The organism is Streptomyces sp. 3330, assembly GCF_031456635.1.
GTDB lineage: Bacteria > Actinomycetota > Actinomycetes > Streptomycetales > Streptomycetaceae > Streptomyces.
Map to the genome: position 1 here is coordinate 389,134 of NZ_JAVDVA010000005.1, position 25,704 is coordinate 414,837.

Below are 25,704 nucleotides of genomic sequence, written 5' to 3' on the forward strand. Positions count from 1 at the left end.
ATGAGCCTGCGGGCACGCATCACCTCGCCCGAGGAGAACGGCGGCCGGGGCGAGGACGGTCACCTGGTGACCTCCTACCGGGCCAAGCTGCTGGAGGAGATCGACCTCGCCGAGATGAGCTCGCTGGCCGCCGCCGAGCGCCGGGCGCGGCTGGAGCGGGTGCTGGGACACATCATCAGCCGTGAGGGTCCCGTCCTGTCCACGGCGGAACGCTCCCAGCTGATCCGCCGGGTGGTCGACGAGGCACTGGGCCTGGGCATCCTGGAGCCCCTCCTGGAGGACGCGTCCATCACCGAGATCATGGTGAACGGCCCCGACGCGATCTTCGTCGAACGCGGCGGCAGGGTGGAACAACTGCCTCTCCGCTTCGCGTCGAACGACCAGCTGATGCAGACGATCGAACGCATCGTCTCGACCGTCAACCGCCGCGTCGACGAGACGAACCCGATGGTCGACGCGCGGCTGCCGTCGGGCGAGCGGGTCAACGTCATCATCCCCCCGCTGTCGCTGACCGGGCCCATCCTCACCATCCGCCGCTTCCCGCGCTCCTTCACCCTCCACGAACTCATCGGCTTCGGCTCGCTGGACGAGCAGATGCTGTACCTGCTGGCGGGCCTCGTGCAGGCCAAGTTCAACGTGATCGTCTCGGGCGCCACGGGCACCGGCAAGACGACGCTGCTGAACGCCCTCTCCGGCCTGATCCCGGACGGCGAACGCATCATCACCATCGAGGACTCGGCGGAACTCCAGCTCCAGCAGTCGCACGTGATCCGCCTGGAGTCCCGGCCGCCGAACGTCGAGGGCAACGGCCGCATCACCATCCGCGACCTGGTCCGCAACTCCCTGCGGATGCGCCCCGACCGGATCGTGGTCGGCGAGGTCCGCGGCGGCGAGTCGCTCGACATGCTCCAGGCGATGTCCACCGGCCACGACGGCTCCCTGGCCACCGTCCACGCCAACAGCGCGGAGGACGCCCTGATGCGGCTCCAGACCCTCGCGTCGATGTCGGACGTCGAGGTCCCCTTCGTCGCGCTGCACGACCAGATCAACAGCGCGGTGGACGTCGTCGTCCAGCTGACCCGCTTCGCGGACGGCGCCCGCCGCGTCACCGAGGTGGCCGTGCTCGACAGCCACGGCGGGGAGCCGTACCGGCTGGCGACGATCGCCCGCTTCGACGCCCGGCCGATGGCCGCCGACGGCCGCGTCCACGGCGCCTTCCAGCACTTCCCCCTCCCGCGCCGCACCGCGGACCGCCTCTACCTGGCCGGCCAGCCGATCCCGCAGGCGTTCGGGGTGGCGCGCGCGGCACACGAACTGACGACACGGGAAGCCCGGTGACGCCGATGGACCTCGAAACCCTGATCACCCTCACCACCGGCGTGACCGTCGTGACCTGCGCCCTGGCCGTCGCCGGCCTGCACGCCTACACCCGGGGCCGGGCGCAGCGCGCGGAGCTGGTGGAGCGCCTCTCCTCCACCGGCCGGCTCCCCGACACCGGCCGCCGACGGCGCTTCCGCACCCTGGACCGACGACTGCGCCGCACGAGGACGGGCCGCGCCCTCGAACTCAAGCTGGCGGCGACCGGCCTGGACGTGACCCCCGGCGAGTTCTTCGTCGGCATGCTGGCGGCGGTGGCCGGACTGTGGCTGATCGGCCAGGCCACCCTGGCGCCCTTCTTCGGCCCGATCGCGGGCCTCCTGGGCGTCTGGGCGGCCTGGCAGTTCCTCAACTGGCAACGCCAGAAACGCATCGAGCGGTTCATCAACCAACTCCCCGAACTGGCCCGCATCCTGGCCAACGCCACCCACGCGGGCCTGGCGCTGCGCACCGCGATCGGCATGGCCGCCGAGGAGCTGGAGGCCCCGGCGGGCGAGGAACTCGCCAAGGTGGCGAACCAGTTGGCGGTGGGGCACTCCATGGACGACGCCCTGGGCGAGCTCGCCGACCGGCTCCCCTCCCGCGAACTGGTCGTCCTCGTCACCACCCTGGTCCTCTCCAACCGGGCCGGCGGCCAGGTCGTGGGCGCCCTGCGGAACCTGACGGAGACCCTGGAGGAGCGCAAGGAGACCCGGCGCGAGGTCCGCACCCAGCTCTCGCAGGTGAACATGACGTCCTACGCGGTGCCCGTGCTGGGGGTCGGGGCGTTGTTCCTCATGAACAGCGTCGAGGACGGGACGCTGGACCGCATGACGGGCTCGGCGATCGGCCAGGCCTGCGTGATCATCGCGTTCGGTCTCTACGCGGTCGGCTTCGTCCTCATCCGCCGTATGTCCCGTATCGACGTCTGAGCAGGAGGTGGCGCAGAGGATGGAACTCCTGCTCGCACTCGCCGTGGGCCTCAGCGTCTGGGGCATGTTCGCCGGCATCCGCATGTACCGGGCCGACGTGAAGCTGCCCAGCGACCTCGCGCTGGCCCTGGAGGTCGGCTCGACGCGCACCGGCGCCGTCGGCTCGCTCGTGGACCGCCTGGGCATGCGGTACGCCCCCGCCGTCCTGCGTCTGATGGGCCCCAAGCAGGTCACCAGGTACCGGCGCAGGATCGACCTCGCGGGCAACCCGGGCGGCCTGACGATCGACCGCTACGCGGCCCGCCGCGCGGTCTACGGCGCGATCGGCGCCCTGGGCGCGTTCGCCGCGCTGCTCCAGGGCAGCTTCTTCGTCGCGCTGCTCATGCTGGCCTTCGGCGCGTTCTGGTCCGAGGTCGGCATCTGGTCCGCGATCCGGGTCCGCAAGGACGCCATCGAACGGACCCTGCCGGACTTCCTCGACGTCCTCGCCGTGGTGGTCAGCGCGGGACTCGGCTTCCGCCAGGCCCTGGACCGGGTGGCCTCCCGGTACGAGGGCCCCTGGGCGGACGAGATCCGCATCACGCTGCGTCAGATGGACCTCGGCGTGAGCCGCCGCGAGGCCTTCCAGGAACTGCGCCGCCGCAACGACTCCGAGCAGGTCGCCATGTTCGTCACGGCCCTCCAGCAGGGCGAGGAGCTCGGCGCGCCGATCGTCGACACGCTCGTCTCGATCGCCAAGGACATGCGCAGGACGGACGCGCAGAACGCCCGCCGCAAGGCGGCCCGCGCGGTCCCCAAGGCCACGCTGATGATCACCACGTTCATGGTCCCGGCGACGATGCTCCTCCTCGGCGCGGGGATGCTGCTCGGCTCCGGCACCGACTTCAGCTCGATCACGGGCGAGTAGGCGGACGGGATGACGGCCATGACGACGACCGGGGCGACGACCGCGAGGACGACCGAGGTGACGGCGGGGGTCTCGGCCGGGAAGAAGACCGAGGTGACGGCCGGGGAGGAGACCGGGCTCCGGGCCGGGAAGAAGGCCGGCAGGAAGGCCCGTCTCCCGGCCGCGAGGAGGTCCGTGGTCCCGGCCGCGAGCACGACCGGGGGCTCGATACACGAGGACGTCCGCCTTCAGGTCAACGCGCTCCAGGCGATGTGCCGGCAGGTGTTCGGGTTCCGCCTGGCCATGATCGCCGTCGCCACCCCCGCGGCCCTCCTCAACGCCGCCCCGGGCCTGGGCACCCGCCTGGTGGGCGCGGCCGTGGTCGTCACCTTCATGGGGTCCTACGTCCTCTTCCGCGACTGGGAGCGGTTCGGCCCCCTCCTCCTGCGCCACCCCTCGCTGCTCGCCGTGGACACCCTGTTCGGCACTCTGCTGCTGATCTCGGCGGGCCCGGACACCACGCTCGCCTACGTCAGCGTCTGCACCCCGCTGCTGGCCGGCATCGTCTACGGCTGGCGGGGCGCCGCCTGTTTCGCGTCCCTCCAGTCGCTGATCCTGCTGCTGGTCCACGCGACCCTCGTGCGCGAGCCCGGCGTGAGCCTCGCCGAGCGGCTGCTGCTGCCGGGCCTGTGCGTCATCACCGGCGCGATGGGCTCGTCGCTGCGCCACCTGATGCTCCGCTTCGGCGCCGCCAACCAGGCCCTGACCGAGGTCAAGGCCCGCCTGGCCGGCACCGAGGCGGTCGCCGCCGAACGCGCCCGGCTGGCCCGGGAGATGCACGACTCGGTGGCCAAGACGCTCCACGGGGTGGCGCTCGCCGCGGACGCGCTGGCCCATTCGGCCTGCACACCGGGCATGGACCCGGTCATCGTGCGGCAGCACGCCGAACTGGTCGCCCGCGCCGCGCGCCGCGCCGCCGCCGAGTCCCGCGAGCTCCTCACCGACCTGCGCCGGGAGTCCGGCCCGGGGCAGGACGTCGACCTCCTGCCCGAACTGGCCGCCCGCACGGATGTGTTCGGGGACCGGACGGGCCTGCCGGTCAGCTACCACTCGTCCGGCGACCGCACGACGCTCCCCGTCCCGCCCGCGGTGGCCCGGCAGCTCCTCACGATCACCTCGGAGGCCATGGAGAACGCCCACCGCCACGCGGCCCCGACCCATGTCGAGGTGCGCGCGGCCGTGCACGACGAGCTGCTCACCCTGAGCGTCCGCGACGACGGCCGCGGCCTCCCGCCCGGCGCCACGCTCGAACAACTGCGCCGCACCGGCCACTTCGGCCTGGTCGGCATGACCGAGCGGGCCGCCTCCGTCGGCGCCCGCATCCGCATCGGCCACGGCCACGGCTCCCGGGGCACCGAGGTGCGCCTGGAGCTCCCGCTGGCCGCGCTCACGGAGGAGGTCGTCTGATGCCGGACCGACCGCCGCACAGTCCCGCCGCCGAGCAGCCGCTCTTCCCGCCACCGCCGAGCCCCTGCCCCGTGCGCGTGGTCGTGGCCGACGACAACCCGGTGGTCCGCGCGGGGCTGACCGCCCTGCTCTCCGGCCGGGAGGACATCACGGTCGTCGCGCAGGCGGCGGACGGCCGCGAGGCCTGCGAGGCGGCCCGCCTGCACCGCCCCGACGTCGTCCTGCTGGACGTCCGCATGCCCGGCGTGGACGGCCTGTCCGCGCTTCCGCACCTGGCGCGGATCACCCGGGTCGTGATGCTGACGTACAGCCATGAGGCCGAGATCGTCCGGGAGGCCCTGCGCGGCGGGGCCGGGGGCTATCTCGTCCACGGGGAGTTCACCGTGGAGGAGCTGGTCGCGGCGGTGCGGGACGTCACCCGGGGCCGGGCCCACTTCACTCCGACGGCGGCGACAGCGGTCCTGGCACATCTGCGGAGCGATGCGACTGCACACGTCAAAACGGATCCATCTCCCCCATTTTCAGCGACTTCTACGGAAGCGCTTTCGCAGTTGCAACCAACCGTGAGACAGTCTTTCCCGGTAGTCAGGGCGAGGTTCCGACTCAGCGCGAGGGAGGCGGAGATCATGGACCTCATCGCGTCGGGCATGAACAACCAGCAGATCGCCGCCACCTGCTTCATCAGCGAGAAGACGGTCAAGAACCACATCAACCGCATCTTCGCCAAGCTGCACAGCAGCAGCCGCTCCGAGGCGGCGGCCAAGTGGCTGGGCACGGCGGTGACCTCATGAGAACCCGCCGGACCTCACCTCCGCCCCCCGACTGGGCCCGGGATTGGGCCCAGGGGCCCTTCTCCGCGGTGGACGCACGGTCTTACGTTGCCGGTCACGCCACCAACGGAGAGGAACGCCATGAGCGACCTGCTGCTGAAGACCGCCGTCGCGGCCAAGGTCCGGGTGAGCGGCTGGACGAACACGACGGTCCGGGCCGTGCGGCGCCGCGCCGACAACGACAAGGGGCAGACCGCCGTCGAGTACCTGGGCATCATCGCGGTGGTGGTGGCGATCGTGGTCCTGATCGCCAACACGAACCTGGGCCAGACGATCGTCGACAAGCTCACGACCCAGATCGGCAAGGTGGCTCCCTGACACGAGTCCGCAGGCGCGCGCACGGCGACGCAGGGCAGGTCTTCCCCATCTACCTCGTGGTGGTGGCGGGCCTGCTCTTTCTCGCGTTCGCGTACTTCGCGGTCGGGCAGGCCGCGGTGAACCGCAACGGCGCGCAGACGGCCGCGGACGCGGCGGCGCTGGCGGCGGCTCAGGAGACGAGGGACCAGCTCGCGGACAAGTGGCTCGACGCCGTCCTCGATCCCGCGCAGTGGGACGACATCTTCGAGGGAGACGTGGCATTGGCTCCCGCGTGCTGGCGCGCCTATGAGCTCGCGGCGCAGAACGACGCCAGTGTGGACGCCTGTCAGGACGGACTGCGGACCACGGTGAAGGTCCAGGCGAACAAGTCGGCGGGTGACTCCGTGATTCCCGTGACGAGCACCACGAGGGCGCACGCCTTCGCCACGGCCGTGATCGACTCCTTGTGCACGTTCGAGCCACCGGTCGAGCCGTCGGGCGAACCCTCCGGTGAGCCGTCGGCTGAACCGCCGGGCGAGGACGCCGAGAACGACGCGCTGCCGACGCTCACCTGTGACGACAGGGACTGGGAGCTGGACCCGGACGATCTCACCGATCTGCCCGGACCCGAGGATCTCTTCGCCGTCCACCTGGCCACCGACTGACATGCGATCGACGAGTGCAGAAAGAAGCGGAGTGATGAGCATGCGGTTCACCGCGAAAGCCCGCAGGGGGATGGTCGCGCTCGCGGTCGTGGCCGGGCTGGCCGTCGGTTCGGCCGCCTGCGGCGGCGGGGGCGACGACGACAAGAAGCCGCAGTCCTCGGCATCTTCCACCAAGTCCGGCGGAACACAGCCGAATCCGCAGGAGGGGCAGTCCGACGAGCCGTTGGCCGAACTGAAGGGCCCCAGCGGGCTCCTGCTACAGATCACCTCGGCCGTGCGTGACTCCGGCGGATTCGTGACCGTGAACGGCGCTTTGAAGAACGACAGCGGCACGCTGGTCACGATCCCGTCCGCACTGAGCGGCAACGAGACCGAGATCATGAACAACGGAAGGTCGCTCGGCGGCGCGACCCTCGTCGACTCCCAGAGCAAGAAGCGCTACTACGTCCTCCGCGACACCGAAGGCCGCCCCCTGACGACGACCGGCTTCTCGACGCTCAAGGCCGGGGAGTCCATCGACGTCTTCCTCCAGTTCCCCGCGCCCCCCGCGAGCTCGACGGACGTCTCCTTCCAACTCCCGCTGTTCCCCAGCGGGGTCATCAAGATCTCCGGGTGAGGCCGATCATGACCCCACGTCTCACTCTGGTGGTGGCCGCGGCCACCCTCGTGATGATCGGCACGGTGCCCGCCGCCGAAGCGGACACCACCCCCAGTGTTCCCCCCGGCACCGAGCCCACCGCCACCGCGCCCGTGGAGGTCGATCCCAACGACCCCGACCTCAAGCTCCCCGAGGGCGGCACCCTCGCCGAGCCCAAGGTGCTCGACATCAAGCAGGTGGTCGAGGACGAGTCGGGTGACGAACGCCGGGAGGACACCAACGCCGACGTGACGTTCGCGCTCCAGGCCGAGGTGCTCTTCGGCAAGGACAGCGCGAAGCTCGGCGCGGCGGCCCAGGCCCGCATCGCCACCATCGCCGCGGAGATCAAGAAGCAGAACAACCCCACCGTGGTCCGGGTCTTCGGCTTCACGGACAACCTGGGCTCCTCCGCCCACGGCGACGTCCTGTCGAAGCAGCGGGCGGACGCCGTCCAGGCGGAACTCGCGGGTGATCTGAACGACCCGGACATCACCTTCGAGGTCCGCGGCTACGGCGAGCAGTACCCCATCTCCGACAACTCCACCGAGGCCGGCCGCAAGAAGAACCGCCGGGTGGAGGTCACGTTCCCGCGTACGGCGGGCTGACCTTCACCTCCACCCGCACCCCCACCCGCAACCCCCAGCCCGCCATCGCCCCGGCCGCCGCCTCCAGGACGTGCCGGGACCGCGGCCGGGGCAGGCCCAGCCGCCCCGGCGGCATGGTGCGTACGGCGATGACCCGCAGCCGCCGGTCCAGATAGGCGACGTCGATCGGCATGCGCATGCGAAAGGTGTGCACGCTGCCGGCGGGTGACAGCAGCATCGCCCCGTCCACCGCGTCCCGCCCGAGCAGGCCCCGGGTCCGGGCCCGGTAGGAGGCGGCGATCTCCAGGGGCACCCGGAAGCCGCCCCCGTCCGCGCCGTCCCCGACGCACACCACGAGTTCTCCCCGGCCGTCCCGCCAGCGCGCCATCCCCGTCTCCCCTCGGTCGTGTCGCTGCTCCCCGGTCCCCCGGATCCTTCGCACCGTAGCGAGCCGGGACACCCGGAGGGGACCGTCGTGTGCGGAGGACCGTCCCGATGACGCCGACGTCCCCCGACAGGCACATCGGGTACATCGAGTACATCGGTTACATCGAGGGGCCGGACCGCGACCGACGGACCGCCGTAAATCGGCGGCACCCCCGCGAGCCCTCTGCCACCATCCCCGTATGGACCACAAGAACCGGGACCCCCGCGACCCCCGCGACCCCCGCGACACAGGCGACACCGGTGGCGGCGGCGACCAGGCGGACTCCGCCTTCGAGGCGCTCCTCGCCGAAGGGGCCGCCGTCCCCACCGAGGGGTGGGACTTCTCCTGGTTCGAGGGACGGGCCACCGAGGAGCGGCCCTCCTGGGGGTACGCGATGTCGCTGGCCGGACGGCTGGCGGGCGCCGGCGCCGCGCTCGACGTGCAGACCGGGGGAGGGGAGGTGCTGGACTTCGCGCTCGGCCGGGCGGCTCCCAAGGCCCCCGTGCTGACCGTGGCGACCGAGGGCTGGCCGGCGAACGTGGCCAAGGCCACCGCCCTGCTGCGCCCCCGCGGCATCGCGGTCGTCGCGTCCCCGGAGGACGCCCCGCTGCCCTTCGCGGACGCCGCCTTCGACCTGGTCGCCAGCAGGCATCCGGTGCGGCCCCTGTGGGACGAGATCGCCCGCGTGCTCCGGCCCGGCGGCACCTATTTCGCCCAGCACGTCGGCCCGCGCAGCGTCTTCGAGCTCGTCGAGCACTTCCTCGGGCCGCAGCCGGCGGAGGTGAGCGGCGCCCGGCATCCCGAGCGCGAGCGCGCCGGGGCGGAGGCGGCGGGGCTGGAGGTCGTCGGCCTGCGGACGGAGCGGCTGCGCGTCGAGTTCCACGACATCGCCGCAGTGGTCCACTTCCTGCGCAAGGTCGTGTGGATGGTCCCGGGCTTCACGGTGGAGGCCTACCGGCCCCAACTCCGCGCCCTGCACGAGCGGATCGAGGCCGACGGCCCCTTCGTGGCCCACAGCACCCGTCATCTCTTCGAGGCCCGCCGCCCGTAGGCGCGGGACGGCCGGGAACCGCCCTCCGCCTGCCCGCACCCCCGGTTTCCGACCCACAGAGTTTCCACATCGTTATCGCCTCCGGTTCATATCCCCTGCCGACCTCACGTAAGTTCTCCTTCGGGTAATTCGCGTGAGCAAAGCTGCGTGGACGTCACCGCGCAGCGGAGGGGGTTGCGCGGTGACGCCCGCGTCAAGCGGGCGTTCCGGCCCGGGTTAGCCCGTCGGAGGGACGGACGGGCGCGTGCGCGACGGAGCCTCAGGATGCTCCACAACCTCTGCTTCCCCTGGTGCTCAGGCCCATTCCCCTGGGAATCCGTTGTGTTTCGGCCATGCGCCACCCATGAACAGTGCCTTCCGAGACCACCGGCGCGTCGCCGGGCGACTCCGGAGAGTAGTTGTGGCGCGCCGATGCACGCAGCATCACTTACGAAGGGTTATGGTGGAAACCCCCCCTCGGGCCGGTCCGTCTCCCCCTCACGGACCGGCCCGTTTTTTTGCCCCGGCACAGTCGCCCGGGCGGGGGCCGCGCCTCGCACCCCCGTCAACGGCCCGGGTCCCAAGGGGTAGGCTGCGCCCCGCGGGGACCGCACCGTACGGAGGGGCTGACAATCACGTGAACCTGCGCGACAAGCTGCGCGGCCTTCTGGTCAGGCTGTACGCACGCCGGGTGGAAGGTCACCTGGACCACGCTCAGGTGCCGAAGCACATCGGCGTCATCATGGACGGCAACCGGCGCTGGGCGAAGGCCGCGGGCTCCACCACCGTGCACGGTCACCGCGCCGGCGCGGAGAAGATCGAGGAGTTCCTCGGCTGGTGCACCGAGACGGACGTCGAGGTCGTCACCCTCTGGCTGCTGTCGACGGACAACCTGGACCGCCCCGACGACGAACTGGTCCCGCTCCTCGGCATCATCGAGGACGTCGTCCGCACCCTCGCCGCCGACGGCCGCTGGCGCGTCCACCACGTCGGCACCCCGGACATCCTCCCCTCGCACGTGCAGACCGCGCTGAAGGTCGCCGAGGAGTCCACCTCCCACGTCGACGGCATACTGGTCAACGTCGCCATCGGCTACGGCGGCCGCCAGGAGATCGCCGACGCCGTGCGCTCGATGATCGTGGACGCGGCGGACCGCGGCACCTCGATGGAGGAGCTCGCCGACTCCGTCAGCGTCGACCTGATCGGCCGCCACCTCTACACCGGCGCCCAGCCCGACCCCGATCTGGTGATCCGTACCAGCGGCGAGCAGCGGTTGTCCGGATTCATGCTGTGGCAGACGGCCCATGCGGAGTACTACTTCTGCGAGGTCTTCTGGCCGGCCTTCCGCAAGGTCGACTTCCTGCGGGCCCTGCGCGACTACGCGGCCCGGCACCGCCGTTACGGCGGCTGAGGCACGAGGCGGCGGACGCCCTCCGAGGGCGTCCCGAATACCCCGTTCGGGGCGGAAGTAACGAGGAGTTCACCGGCGCGCCGTCATATGCCGTGGCATGGCGGCGCATTTTCGAGGGCATAAGCCAAGCAGGTCGACGCCCGAACCACGGGTGTCGGATCTCAGCGGGCGGCACGGGGCCGTCCGCCCGGGAGGCCCTTTTGCACCAGCCCGACCGTGCGGTCACGGCACGGAAGAAGCAGCGGGGGGCCGGTTCTCGGCCCGTGCGAAGCGGCCGCCGACCGGTCCAGCTCCACTCCGTCGCTCCCCGACCTCATCCGAGGGGGTACGTCCTTCCGTGGTGACCAGCACAAAGCGCCGTATGCCAGACCGGCGCACCTATGTTCTCGACACCAGCGTCCTGCTGGCCGACCCGAACGCCCTGACCCGCTTCGACGAGCACGAAGTGGTGCTCCCCATCGTCGTGGTCACGGAACTGGAGGCCAAGCGGCACCATCCGGAGCTCGGCTACTTCGCCCGGCAGGCGCTGCGCCTGCTGGACGACTACCGGGTGAAGTTCGGTCGCCTCGACGCCCCCATCCCGATCGGGGAACTCGGCGGCACCGTCCGTGTCGAGCTCAACCACTCGGACCCCAGCGTGCTGCCCTCCGGGTACCGCCTGGGTGACAACGACTCCCGCATCCTCGCGGTCGCCCGCAACCTCCAGGCCGAGGGTTTCGACGTCACGGTCGTGTCGAAGGACCTCCCGCTCAGGATCAAGGCGTCGTCGGTCGGCCTCCTCGCGGAGGAGTACCGCGCCGAGCTCGCCATCACGGGCTCCTCCGGCTGGACCGGAATGTCCGAAGTGACCCTGGCCGGCGAGCAGGTGGACATCCTCTTCGAGGAGGGGCACATCCACGTGCCCGAGGTCGCCGACCTTCCCGTGCACACCGGTCTGACCATCCAGTCGGAGCGCGGCAAGGCCCTGGGCCGGGTCACCGCCGACGGCAACGTCCGGCTGGTCCGCGGCGACCGTGAGGCCTTCGGCATCAAGGGCCGCAGCGCCGAGCAGCGCATCGCGCTCGATCTGCTGCTCGACCCGGACGTCGGGATCCTGTCCATGGGCGGCCGGGCCGGCACCGGCAAGTCCGCGCTCGCGCTCTGCGCGGGTCTGGAGGCGGTCCTGGAGCGCCGCCAGCACCAGAAGGTGATGGTCTTCCGGCCGCTGTACGCGGTGGGCGGACAGGAGCTGGGCTATCTGCCCGGTTCCGAGGCCGACAAGATGGGCCCCTGGGCGCAGGCGGTCTTCGACACGCTGTCCGCGGTCACCAGCCGCGAGGTCATCGAGGAGGTCACCGCGCGAGGGATGCTGGAGGTCCTGCCCCTGACCCACATCCGGGGCCGTTCCCTCCACGACGCCTTCGTGATCGTCGACGAGGCTCAGTCACTGGAACGGAATGTGCTGCTCACCGTTCTGTCCCGTATCGGCGCGAATTCCCGGGTCGTTCTGACCCACGATGTGGCGCAAAGGGACAATCTGCGAGTCGGGCGTTATGACGGCGTGGTCGCCGTCGTCGAGAAACTGAAGGGGCATCCGCTCTTCGCGCACGTCACGCTGAACAGGTCCGAGAGGTCCCAGATCGCAGCACTTGTGACCGAAATGCTGGAGGATGGGCAGATCTGAATGACCCGCCCCGATTGACGGAGAACAAGCGGTAGTTGGCGCCGTCCGACAAAGGCTGTGAGCCTAGTCGGGCGGCGCCGACGTATGTGGGGGTTTCGCGAAATCCCCGGGGTCCCCACAGGTGTGAGCTTTCACACGCAACTCGGAATTGCCTTGCGCCGTCGGGTTACGGCAAAGTCTCAGTCCTGTCAGGCCCCGCATGCGACACACCTGTGCCCCCAGCGGTACCGCACCACCTGAGCATCACCGTCAACTCCATACCGACCGTCGCATGCCGCCCGTGCACCATGTGGTGCTCCCTCGCCGGGAGTTGCCCACCGGGTCCGTGTCTCCTGTGACCCCGCAGTTCGGAGACCAGCGTCAAGGGCACGATTGCGTCCGCCAGGGTCACCGAAGCGGGCGATGCTGGAAGGAAAACCGTGTGAGCCGGATCTCGGTCCGGGGATTCGCAGTGGCCTCGGCCACGGCGGTCACCGCTGTCGGAAGCGTCGTCGGCGTTGCCTCGGGCAGCGTCGCGCAGCCCAACGACGCTGAAGCGACGGCCAGCGACGCGACGCTCCTCGCTGACATTCCCGTGGGCCAGCAGGCCCAGGTGCAGACGGCGTCCCTGACGCAGCAGGCCAACGTACAGGCCATCGCCGCGGACGAGGGCGCGAAGAAGGATGCCGAGGAGACGGCCCGCAAGGCCGCGGCCAAGTCGGCGATCGCGAAGAAGGAGGCCGCCGAGAAGGCAGCCAAGGAGCGCGCGGAGGCGAAGGCCAAGGCCAGCCGCAGCGCCGGGGACTTCCCGATCCAGAGCTCCTACAGCGTCGCGCAGATCCAGGCGATGGCGGCGCAGATGGTGCCCAGCGGCCAGTTCCAGTGCTTCAGCAACATCGTGGACCACGAGTCCAGCTGGAACTACCACGCCGTGAACGCCTCCTCCGGCGCCTACGGACTCTTCCAGGCCCTGCCCGCCGGCAAGTACGCGTCGGCCGGCTCCGACTGGCAGACCAACCCGGCCACCCAGATCAAGTGGGGCCTGAACTACATGGACAGCCGGTACGGCAGCCCGTGTGAGGCCTGGTCGTTCTGGCAGGCCAACCACTGGTACTGAGCCCATGCGGCCCTGGTCGTGCAGTTCTCCATCCGACCGCACAACAGAAGGAAACCGCGTGAGCCGAATATCGGCCCGGGGATTCGCCGTGGCCTCGGCCACGGCGGTCACCACTGTGGGCGCTGTCATGGGAGTCGCCCAGGGCAGCGTGGCCCAGCCCCACGACGACTCCGAGGCGACGGCGGGCGAGTCGACCCTCCTCGCGGACTTACCGGCAGGCCGGCAGGCCCAGGTGCAGACGGCCTCGCTGACCCAGCAGGCCGGCCTCCAGGCCATCGCCGCGGACACCACCGCCAAGAAGACGGCGGAGGAATCCGCCCGTAAGCAGGCGGCCAAGGCCGCGGTGGCCAAGCAGAAGGCCGCCGTGGCGGAGGCGGAGGCGAAGGCGAAGGCCGCCCGGGAGGCCGAGGAGAAGGCCGCCGCGAAGACCGAGGCAGCCACCACCGAGGTCGCCTCGACCGCGTCGGCGGGCAGCTTCCCGCAGCAGGCGTCGTACACCGTCGCGGAGGTCCAGGCCATCGCCCGCCAGATGGTGCCCAGCGGCCAGTTCCAGTGCTTCAGCAACATCGTGGACCACGAGTCCACCTGGAACTACCAGGCGGTCAACCCCTCGTCGGGCGCCTACGGTCTCGTCCAGGCCTACCCCGGCTCGAAGATGTCGTCCGCGGGCGCCGACTGGCGGACCAATCCGGCCACCCAGATCAAGTGGGGCCTGAACTACATGAACGAGCGCTACGGCAGTCCCTGCGACGCCTGGGACTACTGGCTGGCCAACGGTTCCTACTGAGCCGTAGCCGCCGTCCTCCGCTCAACCCCGCGCAGCCCCTCCCCGTCCTAGGGGGAGGGGCTTTCGCCCTGTACGGTCGGTACGGCCGGGGCCGACGACTCCAGGGGGAGTGGTGGGGGAAGACGGGGGAAGAGGACGGATCATGTCGAGAGTTCCAGGATGGCTCGGCCGGCTCGGCGCCGGACTGAGCGAGATGGGTGAGCGGCTCGACGAACGGCGCGCCGAGGTCGAGCGGGAGAGGCGGGAGGCCGCCGCCGAGCCCGAGCCGACGCCGCCCGACACCGCCGCTCCGGCCGCCGAGGCCTACCCGGAGGAGCTCGTGCCCTCCGCCCCGCGCCCCGACCCCGCCCAGGCCGTGCCGTGGGGCGTCCGGGTCGCCGCCGAGGCGGGCTGGCGGCTGCTGGTGCTCGCCGGGACCGTCTGGGTGCTGATGAAGGCCATCAGCGCGATCCAGCTGGTCGTCATGTCCTTCGTGGTCGCGCTGCTCCTGACCGCGCTCCTCCAGCCCACCGTGGCCCGGCTGAAGCGGGCCGGAGTGCCCGGCGGAGCGGCCACCGCGCTGACGGCGATCCTCGGGTTCGTCGTCATCGGGCTGATGGGCTGGTTCGTGACCTGGCAGGTCATGGCGAACATCGACAACCTCTCCGACCAGGTCCAGGACGGCATCGACGACCTGCGCCGCTGGCTGCTCAACAGCCCCTTCCACGTCACCGACAAGCAGATCAACGGCATCGCCAAGAACCTGCGGGACGCCATCGGCGACAACACGGACTCGATCACCTCGGCGGGCCTGGAGGGCGTCACCGTCGTCGTCGAGGCGCTGACCGGCATCCTCCTGGCGTTCTTCTCGACGCTCTTCCTGCTGTACGACGGCAAGCGCATCTGGGAGTGGACGCTCAAGCTGGTGCCGACCGCCGCCCGGCCGGGCGTGGCGGGCGCGGGCCCGCGGGCCTGGGCGACGCTCACGGCGTATGTGCGCGGCACGGTGATCGTCGCGCTGATCGACGCGATCTTCATCGGCCTCGGCATCTACTTCCTGGATGTGCCGATGGCCGTCCCGCTGGCCGTCTTCATCTTCCTGTTCTCGTTCATCCCGCTCGTCGGCGCGGTCGCCTCCGGCGCGCTCGCGGTCGTGGTCGCGCTGGTCACGCAGGGCGTGTTCACCGCGGTGATGACCCTGGCGGTCGTGCTGGCCGTGCAGCAGATCGAGGGTCACATCCTCCAGCCGTTCATCCTCGGCCGCGCGGTCCGCGTCCACCCGCTGGCGGTGGTCCTGTCGGTGGCCGCGGGCGGCATGGTGGCGGGCATCGGCGGCGCCATCGTGGCGGTGCCCCTGGTGGCCGTGACCAACACGGTGGTGGGCTACCTGCACACCTACTCCCGCGAACAGGCGCTGCGGCACGCGCCGCGGCCGAGGGGCGCGACAGCGGTGGGCGTGGCGCCGGTGGCGGCCCCGGCCACCTCCCCGGCGGCGGCCCCCGAGCAACCCCCCGCGGCGCCCGAGCCGCCCGCCGACCGGACTCCGTGAGGGAACGTCCATGGTCTTCCAACCGATCAAATGGACGCCGAACACAGCGAATTGAGTCCCCCGACGGAGCAACTTCCGTCAGCTGAGGGCAGCTCGGAAATCCCTCGCTGGACCCTGCGAACGGGCTGATACACCTTCCCTCCTCAGCGCTACGCGTCAGGCGTATGTGCGAGAGGTCCAAGGGGAGTGATGTCGGGCTACGAGCTGCTGGCACGCGACCTCGCCGCGTGCTGCCGGGACGGTTTCACCGGGGAACTGCGCGCCCTCGGCTCGCCCGGCGGCACCTTCCATCTGCACGGCGGGCTGGTCGTCGCGGTCGAGTCCCCGGGCGCGCCCGCCCCCGAGGCGCTGCTGCTGCGCTCCGGCCGCATCGGCGGCGAGGAGTGGGCCGGGCTGGTGCGCGAGGCGGGCGGCGCGCGCTGGCCGGCCGCCGGGCTGATCGCCCACGGCTACGCGGGGGCCGCCCAGCTCCGGGTGGTCTGCGCGATGGCCCTCCAGGACGCGGTGTTCGCGGTCGTCGCGGGCAGCGTCGACGGCTGCGAACGCGGCCCGGCGACCGGGCCGCCGCCCGCCCCGGTCGCCGTGGGCGAACCGCCCACCCGGTTGCTGCAGGTGGCGTCCCGCAAGCTCGGCGCGCTTCTGGAGCAGCCGTACCCCGTGCGCCCGGACCGGGAGCGTCCCGTGCCCGCCTCCCTGTCCTACGCGGCCGGCCGGCTCGGTGTGCTCCAGCGCGAACTGCTCACCCACGCCGACGGCCGGTGCACTTCCCGGGACCTCGCCTTCCGCACCGGGCGCGGGGTGTACACCGTCACCGTCGAGGTGGCCCGGATGCTGGGCGAGGGGCTGCTGGAGTGCGTGGACGCGCCCCGGCCGATCCCGGTCCGGCTGCCGCCCGACGGACACGGTGTACGCCCCCGCGAACCGGCCCCGCCGCGGCAGCCGCCGGTGCCGGAGGCGACCGCCCTGCCGCGCCGCCGCCCCGGCGCCAGCGGCATCAACGAAGCCCTCACCACGGAACGGAACGGCACCGGCTGGAAGGAGTTCTTCCGCCTGCGGAACCCGACGACGAAATGACAGCCCCGCGCGGGAGACCGGCAGAACCCACCGCAGAAGGATCCGCCTGCGGTATTCGGCGGAACGCCCGCCACAGGGCCGGCGGAAGCCGCGGCGGGAAAGTCCGGCAGGAGAACCGCGGCAGGAAACCGCGGCAGGAAACCGCACCAGGAAACCCCGGCAGAGGGACCCCGCGGAGAAACGCACCCCACGTCGACTCCCGCAGGACCCCAGGAAAAAGACGGTCATATGCGATCAGGATCAAGGGAGTTGCACACATGGACCACACAGCCCTCGCGCGGGAGATGCGCGGCCTGCGGGAGCAGGTGGCCGGTATCACCGACACGGCGCTGGCGGCGGCGGACGGGCTGCTCATAGCCGCCGACACCGCCGACTCCATCGACCCGGAGGGCCTCGCCGCCCTCGCCGCGGCGGGCCTCGGCCTCGCCCGCCGCACCGCGGAGGCCACCGCCCGCGGCGCCCTGCACCGCACGGTGGCCTACGGCAGCCACGGCTGCGCCGCGTTCTACGCGGTCGGCGACACCGCGCTGATGGTCGTCCTCGGCGACGAGGGCATGGACGTGGAACGCCTGCACCGGGCGACCCAACCCGCCCTGCGCCGCATCGATCTGATCCTGACCGACCGGGCCGGGACGACCGTGAAGACCGCTGAAGGAGTCTGAAGGGATGGCGACGAAACGTATGACCCCAGGTTTCTCCGACCAGGTGATGGGCCTGGTCAAGTCATTGCGCACGGATGCCCCCGACTGCGTCGCCTCCGGCGTCGTCGACATGGCCACCGGCATGCTGCTCTCCTACGAGACCGTCGACAACCATCCGCCCGAGGTCCTGGACCTGCTGGCGGGCGCCACGCTCGACCTGTTCCAGGGCCGGACGGTCGTGATGATCGAGGACGTCTTCAAGGAGCGGCGCGGGATCCAGAGCGACAACCACTTCTTCCAGGAGATCCTCGTCAACAGTGAGAACCTCACTCACCTGTTCGTGCGGATGACGGAGCAGCAGGACGTCGTCGCGGTGGTGGTCTGCCGCAAGTCCGTCAACGTCGGCATGCTGTTCGCCCAGGTGCGCAGGGTGGTGCGGGAGTACCAGCTCTGAACGCGCGACGGTCCCTCCCCGCCCGGGGAGGGACCGTCCGTTCACCGCGTGGCCGCGTTCACCGCGTGGCCGCCGCGCTCACTCGGTGCGCAGGCCGTCCGGCCGCAGCAGTCTGAGCAGCGGGGGCAGGCTCAGCAACGTCACCAGCAGGACGACGACCGCCCCGATGCCGGTCATCGACAGCACGCTTCCCCAGTCGACGCTCACCGGCGTGTCCGCCATCTTCAGCAGGACCGCGCCCAGCGTCAGCCCCACCGCCAGGGCCAGCACCAGACCCAGCGCGATCGGGATCGCCGTCTGCCACAGCACCGACAGGCCCAGCGTGCGCCGCCGGGTGCCGAAGGCGACCAGGGAGGACAGCAGCTTGCGGCGCTCGCGCAACTGCTCCAGCTGGGAGACCAGCAGGCTCGCCCCGATCAGCAGCAGCACGCAGGCGGAACCGACGAGCAGACCGGTGCGGATGGTGGTGAACTTCGTGTCCTGCCGCGTGGACGCCCAGGTCATCGGGCCGGCCAGCGGATCCACCCGGTACGCCGTGTTGCGGGCGTACTCGTAGGCGTCGGGCACGGACTCGTCGATCGAGAGGTAGATCTCGCCGCTGACCATCTTCTCGGCCGCCGCGGGCAGCGCGCTCGGCGTCATCAGGAAGCCGCCGCGTTCCCAGTCGGTGAGGCCCTTGACCGACCGCGCCTCGATGATGCCCGCGGGGACGGTCCACACGACCTCCTCGCTGCCGCCGGAGGAGGAGGGCTCGACGTACAGCTTCCTGCCGGGCTTGTTCAGCTCGGGCCCGTCGGCGGAGTACTCGTCGCCGTCGAGGACGAACAGGTCGCCGTCCTTGCACGAGGGCAGCTTCGCCACCTCGCGCAGGGCCGGGCAGTCGCCCACGGTCAGCTGGGCGGAGAGCTCCGGGCCGTTCTCGTCGTTCCAGGAGGAGGAGCCCAGGTAGCCCTCCCACAGGGCCGTGACCTTGCGGACGGCCTTGGTGTCGGCGAACTTCCGGGCGGTCGCGGCCAGCGGGGCGCCGTCCGGCACCTGGACCTGCATCTGCGCCCGGGTGAGGTCCTTGCCGGTGGGCTTGGTGTAGGCGCCGTCCACACCGGCGAACAGCATCTGGAGCGCGATCGCACCGGCCACCGCCACCGCGATGCCGTTGACCATCCTGGCCGCCGTGCCGCTGCTCAGCTGAAGCCGTCGTACCGCCAGTTGCCAGGCCACGCCGCCCGAGCCGAGCCGGCTGACGACCGTCTCCACGAGCCACGGCAGCAGCGCGGTGATGCCGACGAGGATCAGGACCACGCCGCCGCTCACCAGGTACTGGTTGAAGTCGCCGCTGTCCTGGCCCTGACCGACCATCGGGTAGAGCATCGCGAAGCCGCCCAGGGGCAGCAGGAGCCGCCACCACAGCCGGCGCCGGGCGGGCTTCGCCGTGCGCACCACGCCCAGCGGCTCGATCACCACGCCGCGCAGCGCGAAGAGGGTGACCAGGACCGCCGCCGTGGGCACCGCGAGGGCCACCAGCGCGGCCAGCGCCGGGGAGGGGTCGAGGTAGCTGGGCCACACGCTGATGCCCATCACCTCGACCGAACCGGCCACCTGGCGGCCGATCAGGAAGAACACCGTGCCGAGGACCAGGCCCAGCAGCGCCCCGGCCATCGCCTCGCCCGCCGCGATGCGCCGGGTCATCCGGCCGTCCGAACCGATCAGCCGGAGGGCCGCGAGCCTGCGGTCGCGCCGCTCGCCGCCGAACCGCACGGCCGCCGCGATGAACACGGCCACCGGCATCAGCAGCACCACGATGACGACGAGGATCAGCAGGAGCAGGACCGGGTCGGTCTCCTCCTTCGACGGGTTCGGGTTCCCGAACTCCTTCAGCCGGGTCGCTCCGTAGCTCTCGACGTGCTCGGCGAGTCCTGTGGCGCCCGAGTAGTAGGCGAGCTCCTGGGAGCCCACCAGCCCGCTCTCCCCGATGGTCCCGACGACGCGGTACGGGATCCGCTCCCGCAGCAGCGCCGAACCGTCGGAGGCGAGCAGCTTCTTCAGGGCGGGCGAGACCACCATGTCGCCCTCGGCCGGGAACCGGCTCAGGCCGGGCGGCAGCGGCGCACGCGCCCCCTCCGGCTCCACCAGCCGGCCACGTACGTCCTTGTCGCGGAACGTCGTGTCGGCCGTCGCGACGAGCAGGGTGTCGTCGGCCTTGGCCGGCTGCTCGCTGCCGAACTGCCAGTCCAGCCGCGCCTCTTCACGGTCGTGCCGCACCGCGAGGGCGTTCGGCACCGCCGTCGTCAGCAGCAGGACCGCCACGCCGAGCCCCACGCCGACCGCGGTCAGCACGGCCCGTATCCAGCCCTCCCGGCCGCCCGCGAAGGCGAACCGGACCCCCAGGCCGAGGTCCCTCGACCACTGACGCAGGTTCATACGACCCGCTCCATGTCCCGCGACTTGCCGTCCCGTACGACGATCTCGCGGTCGGAGTAGGCGGCGACCCGGGCCTCGTGCGTGACGAGCACGACGGCCGTGCTGGCCGACCGGGCGGCCTCGGTGAGCAGTTCCATCACCCGTTCGCCGTTGAGCGAGTCCAGCGCGCCGGTCGGCTCGTCGGCGAACACCACGCGCGGGCTGGTGACGAGCGAGCGCGCCACGGCCACCCGCTGGCCCTGTCCGCCGGACACCTCACCGGGCCGCTTCCCGGCGAGGTCGTCGACCTCCAGCCGTTCCATCCAGCCCAGGGCGGTGCGTTCGGCCTGCTTGCGCGGGGCGCCGTTCAGCCGCAGCGGCAGCGCCACGTTCTCCACGCAGGTCAGTTCCGGGACGAGCTGCCCGAACTGGAACACGAAGCCGAACTCGGAGCGCCGCAGCTCGCTGCGCCGGGCGTCGTTCATCGTCGCCAGCTCGCGCCCGTCGTACAGGATCGAACCCGAGTCGGGCGTCACGATCCCGGCGAGGCAGTGCAGCAGCGTCGACTTGCCGGACCCGGACGGGCCCATCACCGCGACGACCTCGCCGGGGTGGATGGAGAACTCGGCGCCGGCCAGCGCCATGGTCGGCCCGTACGCCTTGTGCAGGTTCTCGGCGGCGAGCAGGGATCCCCCGGGGGCGTTCACGCGATCACCGCGGCCTTCAGCTTGTCGAGCCGGGCGGCGGCGAGCTCCAGCCAGCGCAGGTCGGCCTCGAGGTGGAACAGGGCGTGGTCACAGATCAGCTGGTCGGCGAAGTCGCCGGAGCGCTTGCGGTCCGTGAGGATGCGCATGCTGCGCAGGTGCTCGGCACGCTGGGTGTCGAGGATGTCGGCCGCGTCGCGCCGGGTCAGCAGCGCGAGGACGACCTTGGTGTACAGCGTCGACTGGAGATACGGCTCGGGCTTCTCGGGCGTCGCGAGCCACTGCTCGACGTCGGTGATCCCGGCGTCGGTGATGGCGTACCGCTTGCGCTCGGGGCCGCCGCCGGCCTCGATGCCGTCGACCTCGACGAGCCCGTTCTTCAGCAGGCGCGACATCGTCGAGTAGACCTGGCCGTAGTGCAGTGGCCGGTCGTGACCGAACTTCTCGTCGAAGGCCCGCTTGAGGTCGTAACCGTGGCGGGGCCCGGACTCCAGGAGTCCCAGGAGGGTGTGACCGATGGACATGGACAGGACTGTACACGCGGTGTATACGCGGTGTGTATACATGCTGTGCGCGGGCGACGGCGGGGAGTGGCGGTGCGCAGGTGAGGGCCGATTGTCACTGTTCTGGAACAGGCGGGGCGCCGGTGCGGGGCCGGCGCGCGGCAGCCGGCCCGTGCGGGAGGGCGGCTCGGCCGCGGTGTGCGCACCGCCCCGCGAGGGCGGGGCGGGCCGTCAGGCCGAAGGGGGGCCGGGGGCGGAGCCGCCGGGGGGACGCCCGCGGCGGGGCAGCGGCCCCGCCTCGCCCGGCAGCCGCCCCGCTTCCTTCAGCGCCTTGCGCAGCAGGAACTCGATCTGCGCGTTAGCCGACCGCAGTTCGTCCGATGCCCAGCGGGCCAGTGCGTCGTGGACCAGCGGATCCAGCCGCAGCAGCACCTGCTTGCGCTGCTGCGGCCGACGCTGAGGGGCCGGGCCCTCGGCCGGTTCGCTCACTGGTAGAGGGTCCCGGTGTTCAGTACCGGCTGAGGCGCGCGGTCCCCGCACAGCACCACCATCAAGTTGGACACCATCGCCGCCTTCCGTTCCTCGTCCAGCTCCACGATGCCCTGTTCGGCGATGCGCTGGAGCGCTGCCTCGACCATGCCCACGGCTCCGTCCACGATCTCCCGCCGGGCCGCGACCACGGCGCCCGCCTGCTGCCGCTGGAGCATCGCCGAGGCGATCTCGGGAGCGTACGCGAGGTGGGTGAAGCGGGACTCGATGATCCGCACTCCGGCCGCCTCCACGCGCGCGTGCAGTTCTATGGCCAGCTTCTCGGTGATCTCCTCCGCGTTGCCGCGCAGCGAGAGGCCGTCCTCGTCGTGCGAGTCGTAGGGGTACTCGATGGCGATGTGCCGGACGGCCGCCTCGGTCTGGGTGGCGACGAACTCCAGGAAGTCGTCCACCTCGAAGCTGGCCTGCGCGGTGTCCCGGACGTTCCACACCACGACCGCGGCGAGTTCGATCGGGTTGCCGTAGGCGTCGTTGACCTTCAGTACGGCCGTCTCGTGGTTGCGCACGCGGGTGGAGATCTTCTCGCGGGAGGTGAAGGGGTTCACCCAGCGCAGTCCGTCCTCGCGGATGGTGCCCCGGTAGCGGCCGAAGAGCTGCACCACGCGGGCCTCGCCCGGCGACACCGTGTTCAGCCCGCACATCGCGAGGAACGCGGCGACGCCGACCAGGATGCCGACGGTGATCAGCCCCGCCTTGAGGCCGGTCGCATCCGTCCGGGCGCCGAAGACGATCATCCCGGCGCCGGCCAGCAGTCCGGCCAGGCCGAGCAGCAGCGCGAGTCCGCCGGCCACGCTGCGCGCGGGGAACTCCTGCACGCGCGGGGCGGGCATGTCGGGCGCGTCGACGGTGTCGACGGCGGCTTCGGCGGTGGCCGAGGGGTCGTGCGTGGGCATGGTGGGTCCCCGTTTCTCGTCGCCCGCCGATTCAGCAATCAGCGGTCTATCTAAGTGATATCACTTTAGCGCCTCATGGCAACCCTGTGCCACTCTCGTACGTCGGACTCGGTGGGGACGTCCGGGCGGTTCCCTCGCGAGGGGTGCTGATTCTCACGCCCTGTGCGGGCCGGACCGAGGCCTCTTCGTCATAGGCAGCGGTGTTAGCTTTCTGAGCTGACCTGCCCCTGCCCCCGGGCACTGGTGTGACTGCCGAGTAGGAAGCGGAGCGAGCGGACTCATGGGACGAGCGGACGAGAGACGAGCTCGACAGCGCGGTGGGCGCCGCGCGGCGCCCAGGGGCCGCTCGACGGAGACGGACCAGCCGACCCCCGTGCGGGCGGAGTCCGTGGCGACCGCCGAGCCCGAGACCGCTCCCGCGACCGGGGGCCGCGCGGCCGCGCGCCGGGGCGCGAAGAAGGGCGGCAAGGGCGCCAAGGGCAAGGCCGGCAAGAAGGACAGGAGCCTCATACGCCGGATCTTCACCTGGAAGAAGATCCTCGGCACCTTCCTCGGCCTGACCGTGGCCGTCATCGGCGCCTTCCTCTGGCTGTACATCAGCACCCCGATTCCCGAGGGCAACCCCGACGCCGACCTCCAGAGCAACGTCTACGAGTACGACAACGGCGCGATCCTGGCCCGCGACGGCGAGGTCAACCGGGAGAACGTCGACCTCTCGAAGATTCCCCTGGAGGTCCAGCACACCTTCGTCGCCGCCGAGAACAAGACCTTCTACGGCGACGCCGGCGTCGACCTGAAGGGCACCGCCCGCGGTGTCCTCAACACCCTCATGGGCAAGGGCGCGCAGGGCGGTTCGACGATCACCCAGCAGTACGTCAAGAACTACTACCTGACCCAGGAACAGACCGTCACGCGCAAGCTGAAGGAACTGGTCATCTCCCTCAAGCTGGACCGGGAGAAGGACAAGGACTACATCCTGGCCGGGTACATCAACACCAGCTACTACGGCCGCGGCGCCTACGGCATCCAGGCGGCCGCCCAGGCCTACTACCGCGTCGACGCCGACAAGCTCAGCGTGCAGCAGGGCGCCTACCTCGCCGCGCTGCTCCAGGCGCCCAGCCAGTACGACTGGACCTCCGCCTCCGACACCGGCAAGAAGCTGGTCACGGCCCGCTGGAACTACGTCCTCGACAACATGGTCGAGCAGGACTGGCTGGACAAGAGCAAGCGCGACGCCATGACGTTCCCGGTGCCCAAGGAGCCCAAGGCGGCGCCCGGCAAGGAGGGCCAGATCGGCTACCTCGTCGACGCGGCCAACACCGAACTGGCCAAGCAGCTGGTGGCCCAGGGCATCGCCGACGACTACGAGTCGGGCATGGCCCTGGTCAGGCGCGGCGGCTGGAACATCGAGCTCAACATCGACAAGAAGAAGCAGAAGGCGCTGGAGACGGCCGTCAAGGAACAGCTGACCAGCAAGCTCGACAAGAAGAAGCGCTCGGTCGACGGCGACGTCCAGGCCGGAGCGGTGTCGGTGAACCCCAAGACGGGCGCCGTCGAGGCGATGTACGGCGGTACCGGCTACACCGACCACTACACCAACAACGCCACCCGCACCGACTACCAGCCCGCCTCCACCTTCAAGCCGGTCATCCTCGCCGCCGCCTTCGACGAGGCCGCCAAGACGCAGGACGGCGACGAGATCACCGCGAACACGATCTACGACGGCACGAGCAAGCGCCCGGTCGTCGGCAGCGACATCGGCTTCGCCCCGGAGAACGAGGACGACCAGGACTACGGCGACGTCACCGTCCAGACGGCGCTCAACAAGTCCATCAACTCCGTCTTCGCGCAGATGGGCGTCGACGTCGGCATGTCCGAGGTGCTGAAGGTCGCGGCCAACCTCGGCATGGACACCGCGGACCTCAAGGCCGTGCCCGCCCAGACCCTCGGCACCATGGGCGCGAGCCCCCTGCAGATGGCCGGCGTCTACGCCACCCTCGACAACCACGGCAAGCAGGTCACCCCGGCGCTCATCAAGTCGGCGGAGAACAGCGCCCACCCGACGTTCAAGCACGCCGACCCCATCGGGGAGCAGGTCATCAGCCGCGAGGCCGCCGACTCGGTCACCTCGGTGCTCACCGGCGTGGTCGACGACGGTACGGCGAAGAAGTCCGTACGGGACAACCCGCTGCGCAAGGGCCAGAAGGTCGCCGGCAAGACGGGTACCTCCGACAACAACAAGTCGGCCTGGTTCACCGGTTACACGCCCGACCTGGTCACCTCGGTCGGCCTCTTCGGCGAGTCCGCGAAGGCGCCCCACCCCCAGGTCCCGCTGACCGGCGCGACGACCGGCCTGTCCTCGGACGCGGGCCGTATCAACGGCGGCGGCTTCCCGGCGCAGATCTGGGCGGCCTACACCTTCGGCGTCTCGACCAAGGTCAGCAAGTTCGACCTGGAGACCGACCAGGGCGCGGCGGTCCAGACCGCGTCGCCGTCCCCGTCCACGTCGCCGTCCCCGTCCTCGTCCCCCTCCTCGTCCCCGTCGACGAGTTCGTCCCCGTCCTCGTCGCCGTCGACGAGTTCGTCCCCGTCCTCGTCGTCGAAGCCGAGCTCGTCCCCGTCGGACACGCCGACGGACGACACGTCGACGGAACCGAGCACGGGCGACCCGTCGACCGGATCGGAGGATCCGGAGGATCCGCTCTTCGGCCAGTAACGGCCAGTAACGGCCCGAGGTGACCGGTGGTGGCCGGTGACGGCCACCGGCGGCAGGACACATGTGGAGGGGGCGCCCGGAGATCTCCCGGCGCCCCCCCCACCCGTGTGCGCCGGCCCCCCCCGCCGGGTCAAAGAGAACCCCACCACCATGCCCGGGCGCACCCGGGGGGGTCCC

General features: G+C 71.1%; 25 protein-coding genes. 19 read left to right on the forward strand and 6 right to left on the reverse strand.

Translation table 11 applies throughout. The features are described 5' to 3' along the window. The 9 genes from J2X68_RS11945 (at position 1) to J2X68_RS11985 (ending at position 7,675) form a co-directional block, all read left to right on the forward strand. Entirely contained in the window at positions 1-1,338 is a 1,338-nt protein-coding gene (locus J2X68_RS11945) for a CpaF family protein (RefSeq protein WP_310432434.1), read from the forward strand. A 5-nt stretch (positions 1,339-1,343) separates the two neighbouring features. Next, complete coding sequence (locus tag J2X68_RS11950; RefSeq protein ID WP_310432435.1) at positions 1,344-2,288, forward strand: type II secretion system F family protein; 945 nt, start codon at positions 1,344-1,346, stop codon at positions 2,286-2,288. Positions 2,289-2,307: 19 nt separating this feature from the next. Continuing rightward, on the forward strand, positions 2,308-3,195 hold the full coding sequence (locus tag J2X68_RS11955; RefSeq protein ID WP_310432436.1) for a DUF5936 domain-containing protein: 888 nt from the start codon (positions 2,308-2,310) through the stop codon (positions 3,193-3,195). Between the two features lie 9 nt (positions 3,196-3,204). After that, positions 3,205-4,641 (forward strand): histidine kinase, encoded by a 1,437-nt coding sequence (locus J2X68_RS11960; RefSeq protein WP_310432437.1) that lies wholly within the window; start codon positions 3,205-3,207, stop codon positions 4,639-4,641. Continuing rightward, positions 4,641-5,432 carry a response regulator transcription factor gene (locus J2X68_RS11965; protein ID WP_310432438.1) on the forward strand — a complete coding sequence of 264 codons (792 nt, stop codon included), beginning with the start codon at positions 4,641-4,643 and terminating at the stop codon, positions 5,430-5,432. Before J2X68_RS11960 ends, J2X68_RS11965 begins: the two co-directional genes overlap by 1 nt. Positions 5,433-5,552: 120 nt before the next feature. Beyond that, entirely contained in the window at positions 5,553-5,789 is a 237-nt protein-coding gene (locus tag J2X68_RS11970; RefSeq protein WP_310432439.1) for a Flp family type IVb pilin, read from the forward strand. Further along, positions 5,786-6,433 (forward strand): pilus assembly protein TadG-related protein, encoded by a 648-nt coding sequence (locus tag J2X68_RS11975; RefSeq protein ID WP_310432479.1) that lies wholly within the window; start codon positions 5,786-5,788, stop codon positions 6,431-6,433. The genes J2X68_RS11970 and J2X68_RS11975 overlap by 4 nt, the downstream gene beginning before the upstream one ends. Positions 6,434-6,467: 34 nt before the next feature. Continuing rightward, positions 6,468-7,049 (forward strand): hypothetical protein, encoded by a 582-nt coding sequence (locus J2X68_RS11980; RefSeq protein WP_310432440.1) that lies wholly within the window; start codon positions 6,468-6,470, stop codon positions 7,047-7,049. Between the two features lie 8 nt (positions 7,050-7,057). Beyond that, on the forward strand, positions 7,058-7,675 hold the full coding sequence (locus tag J2X68_RS11985) for an OmpA family protein (protein ID WP_310432441.1): 618 nt from the start codon (positions 7,058-7,060) through the stop codon (positions 7,673-7,675). Here J2X68_RS11985 and J2X68_RS11990 read toward each other — a convergent pair. Beyond that, positions 7,650-8,042 (reverse strand): DUF192 domain-containing protein, encoded by a 393-nt coding sequence (locus J2X68_RS11990; RefSeq protein WP_310432442.1) that lies wholly within the window; start codon positions 8,040-8,042, stop codon positions 7,650-7,652. The genes J2X68_RS11985 and J2X68_RS11990 overlap by 26 nt on opposite strands. Positions 8,043-8,280: 238 nt before the next feature. Between J2X68_RS11990 and J2X68_RS11995 the strand changes: the two genes are divergently transcribed. From J2X68_RS11995 to J2X68_RS12035, 9 genes are all read left to right on the forward strand, one after another. Then, positions 8,281-9,132 (forward strand): class I SAM-dependent methyltransferase, encoded by an 852-nt coding sequence (locus J2X68_RS11995; RefSeq protein ID WP_310432443.1) that lies wholly within the window; start codon positions 8,281-8,283, stop codon positions 9,130-9,132. Positions 9,133-9,748: 616 nt separating this feature from the next. Next, the gene (locus J2X68_RS12000; RefSeq protein ID WP_310432444.1) at positions 9,749-10,522 is read left to right on the forward strand and encodes an isoprenyl transferase; all 774 of its coding nucleotides are present in this window, start codon (positions 9,749-9,751) and stop codon (positions 10,520-10,522) included. 337 nt (positions 10,523-10,859) lie between these two features. Then, positions 10,860-12,185, forward strand: coding sequence for a PhoH family protein (locus tag J2X68_RS12005; protein WP_310432445.1), 1,326 nt, complete (start codon positions 10,860-10,862; stop codon positions 12,183-12,185). A 421-nt stretch (positions 12,186-12,606) separates the two neighbouring features. Further along, positions 12,607-13,281 (forward strand): transglycosylase SLT domain-containing protein, encoded by a 675-nt coding sequence (locus J2X68_RS12010; RefSeq protein WP_310432446.1) that lies wholly within the window; start codon positions 12,607-12,609, stop codon positions 13,279-13,281. A 58-nt stretch (positions 13,282-13,339) separates the two neighbouring features. After that, complete coding sequence (locus tag J2X68_RS12015; protein ID WP_310432447.1) at positions 13,340-14,068, forward strand: transglycosylase SLT domain-containing protein; 729 nt, start codon at positions 13,340-13,342, stop codon at positions 14,066-14,068. A 142-nt stretch (positions 14,069-14,210) separates the two neighbouring features. Then, the gene (locus tag J2X68_RS12020; RefSeq protein ID WP_310432448.1) at positions 14,211-15,596 is read left to right on the forward strand and encodes an AI-2E family transporter; all 1,386 of its coding nucleotides are present in this window, start codon (positions 14,211-14,213) and stop codon (positions 15,594-15,596) included. Between the two features lie 189 nt (positions 15,597-15,785). Continuing rightward, the gene (locus tag J2X68_RS12025; RefSeq protein ID WP_310432449.1) at positions 15,786-16,670 is read left to right on the forward strand and encodes a MarR family transcriptional regulator; all 885 of its coding nucleotides are present in this window, start codon (positions 15,786-15,788) and stop codon (positions 16,668-16,670) included. 257 nt (positions 16,671-16,927) lie between these two features. After that, the gene (locus J2X68_RS12030) at positions 16,928-17,332 is read left to right on the forward strand and encodes a roadblock/LC7 domain-containing protein (RefSeq protein WP_310432450.1); all 405 of its coding nucleotides are present in this window, start codon (positions 16,928-16,930) and stop codon (positions 17,330-17,332) included. 4 nt (positions 17,333-17,336) lie between these two features. Then, positions 17,337-17,765, forward strand: a complete 429-nt coding sequence (locus J2X68_RS12035) for a hypothetical protein (protein ID WP_310432451.1) — start codon at positions 17,337-17,339, stop codon at positions 17,763-17,765. 78 nt (positions 17,766-17,843) lie between these two features. Here the strand turns inward: J2X68_RS12035 and J2X68_RS12040 are convergent, their stop codons facing one another. The 5 genes from J2X68_RS12040 to J2X68_RS12060 form a co-directional block, all read right to left on the reverse strand. Next, positions 17,844-20,183 (reverse strand): ABC transporter permease, encoded by a 2,340-nt coding sequence (locus J2X68_RS12040; protein WP_310432452.1) that lies wholly within the window; start codon positions 20,181-20,183, stop codon positions 17,844-17,846. Next, positions 20,180-20,806, reverse strand: coding sequence for an ABC transporter ATP-binding protein (locus J2X68_RS12045; RefSeq protein WP_399039775.1), 627 nt, complete (start codon positions 20,804-20,806; stop codon positions 20,180-20,182). Before J2X68_RS12045 ends, J2X68_RS12040 begins: the two co-directional genes overlap by 4 nt. Before the next feature lie 59 nt (positions 20,807-20,865). Then, positions 20,866-21,390, reverse strand: coding sequence for a PadR family transcriptional regulator (locus J2X68_RS12050; RefSeq protein ID WP_310432454.1), 525 nt, complete (start codon positions 21,388-21,390; stop codon positions 20,866-20,868). A gap of 210 nt (positions 21,391-21,600) precedes the next feature. Then, complete coding sequence (locus J2X68_RS12055) at positions 21,601-21,858, reverse strand: hypothetical protein (protein WP_310432455.1); 258 nt, start codon at positions 21,856-21,858, stop codon at positions 21,601-21,603. Then, positions 21,855-22,811, reverse strand: coding sequence for an SPFH domain-containing protein (locus J2X68_RS12060; RefSeq protein ID WP_310432456.1), 957 nt, complete (start codon positions 22,809-22,811; stop codon positions 21,855-21,857). The genes J2X68_RS12055 and J2X68_RS12060 overlap by 4 nt, the downstream gene beginning before the upstream one ends. A 280-nt stretch (positions 22,812-23,091) precedes the next feature. Between J2X68_RS12060 and J2X68_RS12065 the strand changes: the two genes are divergently transcribed. After that, positions 23,092-25,527, forward strand: coding sequence for a transglycosylase domain-containing protein (locus J2X68_RS12065; RefSeq protein WP_310432457.1), 2,436 nt, complete (start codon positions 23,092-23,094; stop codon positions 25,525-25,527). Positions 25,528-25,704 lie beyond the last annotated feature (177 nt).